The following is a 3,687-nucleotide window of genomic DNA, read 5'->3' as shown; positions in this document are numbered from 1 at the left end:
ACACATCAAATCTCCCACGCCATAGGGTGGGTCAAACCATTAGCGGAATAGGTGGGTCAAAGCGTCCGGAATTATCATTTATATTTAGGATAACTGCAACGGCGCATATGTCAGCGTTGTGCGTCATGCTAAAAAGAATGGACCAAAATGACAAATAAATACCTTGGACAGCTTTTGACTTTAAAGTTTGAGTATACCAACGAGACCATCGAATACTCTGGATACTTAATAGACTATAACGACAAATGGGTATTATTGAAGTATAGCAAGGTGGACTATGTGGTAGACGGATACATCGTTTTAAGCAACAAATATGTGACTGCATTTAAAAGAGATGACAAGGAGAAGTTCACTCAAAAGATTCTTGATCTCAAAGGACAAAAACCTAAAAGGAAAGAAGGAATTCCAATCACGGACTTAAACACAATTCTAACGTATCTCACTGACAAATTTGGAATATTTCAGTTTAACATGAAGGTAGACAAGACTTGTTGGCTTGGGAGCGTAAAGAAGATTTCTGGGTCAGATTTAATAATCGACTACCTAACACCCCGTGGTACGTGGACTAAGACGATGCCACCATTCAAACTTGGTAATATTAGGACAATTGAGTTTGATACGGACTATATCAATTCATTGAAATTGATAGCAAAGAAGAGGCCGCGGTAACGCACGAACGCACAACAACGTATATAAAACATGCCGGCACGCTTGATTTAATTTATTATTTTGGTCTGCCGGCACGCTTTATATGCTGGGCGTTAGCGGCAAGCTGGCACAATATTCATAGAATGAAATCGATTCATGCCTTCAACTTAGTGTCATTGATCTGCCTGTCGGGTGCATGCAATAGAACGCAAAATATTGAGATTAAAGATTTGCGAGGAATTTGGGTGGTTGCTGAAGATACATCACTTGTAGTAATATACGACCGCGACTTTTTCTTGCACCGTAAAGATGAAGGAGACATGTACTTAGATTACTCGGTCTCGCGTGACTCAATTGAACTATCTCGACACGATATCCCGGTTTTCAAAAGAAAAGTAATTTTGGTTTCTAACGATGAATTCTTAGTGACAGACTCTGCAACCGAATTACGATTTTCTAGGATCAAGGCAAAAGTGGATACAGCGAGACTGAGATCATTGGTCAATTGGCTCAAACAACCGCCAATTTACTCTGAGGATTACTCCTCGCAGCGCGCTTTAAAATTTGACGAGGCTCAAGCTATATGGCTTTCAATGACCAAAGCCAGCCACTAACATTGTATATGCCGCATAGGCGTTTATTTGTTAATTTGAAAGGAGAACGCCAACGCGGCATATACTCGCGTTAGCAGCCAGCAAAAATGAAAAATATCTCACTCAAAGTATATTTCGACAAGCTGCACTATGAATTCATAGAGACATATTCATTCAAGCGTGGACCGAAATTGGAATCAGAGTTGGGTAAGAAAGATTTTGATTTGAACGGTACATCGTTCATCATGAGCGCTCAAGGACAAATTGATGTCACCGCGGACAAAATTGCAGTAATAAGAAAAGGAACGAGTGAACATGAGGAAATAAATAGAATTTTCGCGATACCATTGACTGATATTCCTTCGTGGATGTGCTCCCCATTTTACAGAGACGCGCTGATATTTCGGAGTAAAGACAATCAAATTGTCGACACCTTAAATATTTGTTTCGAATGTAGTTACATGCAGAACAAGCTGGGAAATTTCATTGATGCTGATCAAAGAATGTACGATGAAGTACAATCACTTCTAAAATCATTGGGACACAATATCCAAAAGGACGAAAGCCTTCAATTAAGAGAAAAAATTAAGGGACTTAAGAAAGTACGGTGAGTTTTGCCAGCTGCTAACAATGTATATGCCGCATTGTCGTTTGTTGGTTAATTTTAAAAGGAAAACGCCAACGCGGCATATACGAACGTTGGCGGTAATGCTATGAGAAGAGATAAAAAGGACGTTTACGCTTGTGAAATATTTATTCTTTGACCATCGAGTCCTCGAGAAAGACAAAGGGGATGGAGAATGAATTACTGATCAAGCATTTCTAATTTTAGAGAAAAATATTAACGCAGAACTCGCCGAATAAAATATATGCACCAGACAAAAAAGGTATGGTTTAGTTCGCCCCTAAAATTCTTTTGGGAAGAACTTTATGGAAGACAAAAGAAATTGACGCCTCATTTTTCTGATGAAAACATTTTCAAAATACTTAGAGACAATCTTATAGATGCGGCATTGGCAGCTGAAGGAAATATTGAGTCACGAGAACTAATGGTGTCTGGTTTAGAATTGTGGCGAGAGGATTCTAAAGGTGATCTCTTGCATATTTTTTTCTTAGAAAAGTATTTGCAAGATTTTCTAGAAAGGACCCCTCTCTCGGACTTAGATGGAATTAGGAGATACCTTTACGAAAATGGAGAAGAGAAAAAAGTCAAATTTTTTAGAACGAATAGCCAAAGTACTTGTGTTGTTTACTCATTCGGGTTGCACATTCCACGGGAAGTACATGGGTATGCGTTCTTACTGACCCTCTATCAGAATGGTATAGTGGAGTTGTATTTCTCTCACGGGAAACAAAACGGCCGTATATCCGACAATTTCTATGCGGATTGGAATAAAAAATCAGATGCAAAGTCTATCGCAATGTCAAAAATGTTCAGACTTGCTATTAATACGATTGCATATATGAAATGCTTTCCTGAGTGCGTAACAGAGGGAGTTCCTAAAATTTCAGACGGTATAAATAAGAAAAGATCGGAGTATAACTTTACGTTCCGACTATCGGAAAAGATTGCTGATTCCGGCAACGTAGTATCCAAAATACCTCATTTTAGGAAGGGGCATTTCAGATTGCTTCAATCAGATTATTACGCTCAGAAGCAAGGTCAATTAATATATGTAACAGAAACAATGGTGAAAGGTAAAGCCAAGACAGTTTCTACATCAGAACGAATTGAAGAATTTGATATTGTCAATAAAGGAAAATGAACAGAACTATAAAATACTGTCTTATTTGTAAATGGGAATGATGTGGGCCGCACTACCGCCAACAACGTATATAAAACATGCCGGCACGGTTGATTTTAATTTATAATTTTGGTGTGCCGGCACGTTTTATATACTCGCGTTGGCGGTAATCGCCTAAGAAAGTAAGATGACGCGGATCCTAATCATACTTAGTACGACACTATTGACAATAGCGTGCACGCGGACGAAACCTTTGGACGAAGGAAGAGCCAGAGAAATTCTTGAGTCGGCATTAAAGGATTCAACTGACGTCCTAACAAACACCCACACCAATTTGATTGATGACGAAGAGACAGCGGTAAATTTTGCTGAGGCAGTATTATTCAATGTGTACGGAAAAAGGCACATCGAGAACGAAATGCCTTATAATGTAGCGAGCGTTGACGGCTACTGGATTATTACCGGGACTGTCCATGCACAATTAGGTGGGGCATTTGAGATCGTGTTCAATTCAAGGGACGGTCAGATAGTACGGTCGACACATTACAAGTAGGGACGGCAACTACCGCCAACAACGTATATGCCGCATTGGCGTTTGTTGGTTAATTTTCAGGTAAGCGCCATCGCGGCATATACTAGCGATATCTATGATCAAATCAAGCGATCTGGGGACTATTTTTCAAAGTTTGTTGATAAGGAGT

General features: G+C 39.5%; 5 protein-coding genes. All 5 read left to right on the top strand.

Annotated features, from left to right (window positions below):
* Positions 1-174 precede the first annotated feature (174 nt).
* Entirely contained in the window at positions 175-669 is a 495-nt protein-coding gene (locus tag WBG78_RS30650) for a hypothetical protein (RefSeq protein ID WP_337330360.1), read from the top strand.
* Between the two features lie 122 nt (positions 670-791).
* A complete protein-coding gene (locus tag WBG78_RS30645; RefSeq protein WP_337330359.1) occupies positions 792-1,262 on the top strand; it encodes a hypothetical protein in 471 nt (156 codons plus the stop codon).
* An 86-nt stretch (positions 1,263-1,348) separates the two neighbouring features.
* A complete protein-coding gene (locus WBG78_RS30640; RefSeq protein ID WP_337330358.1) occupies positions 1,349-1,852 on the top strand; it encodes a hypothetical protein in 504 nt (167 codons plus the stop codon).
* 258 nt (positions 1,853-2,110) lie between these two features.
* A complete protein-coding gene (locus WBG78_RS30635; RefSeq protein WP_337330357.1) occupies positions 2,111-3,007 on the top strand; it encodes a hypothetical protein in 897 nt (298 codons plus the stop codon).
* Positions 3,008-3,173: 166 nt separating this feature from the next.
* Positions 3,174-3,539: an NTF2 fold immunity protein gene (locus WBG78_RS30630; protein ID WP_337330356.1), complete on the top strand. Its 366-nt coding sequence runs from the start codon at positions 3,174-3,176 to the stop codon at positions 3,537-3,539.
* Positions 3,540-3,687: the final 148 nt, after the last annotated feature.

The sequence above is a fragment of the Chryseolinea sp. T2 genome (assembly GCF_037203685.1).
Classification (GTDB): domain Bacteria; phylum Bacteroidota; class Bacteroidia; order Cytophagales; family Cyclobacteriaceae; genus Chryseolinea.
The sequence above is the reverse complement of the archived record's forward strand: the minus strand, read 5'-3'. Positions and strand labels throughout refer to the sequence as shown.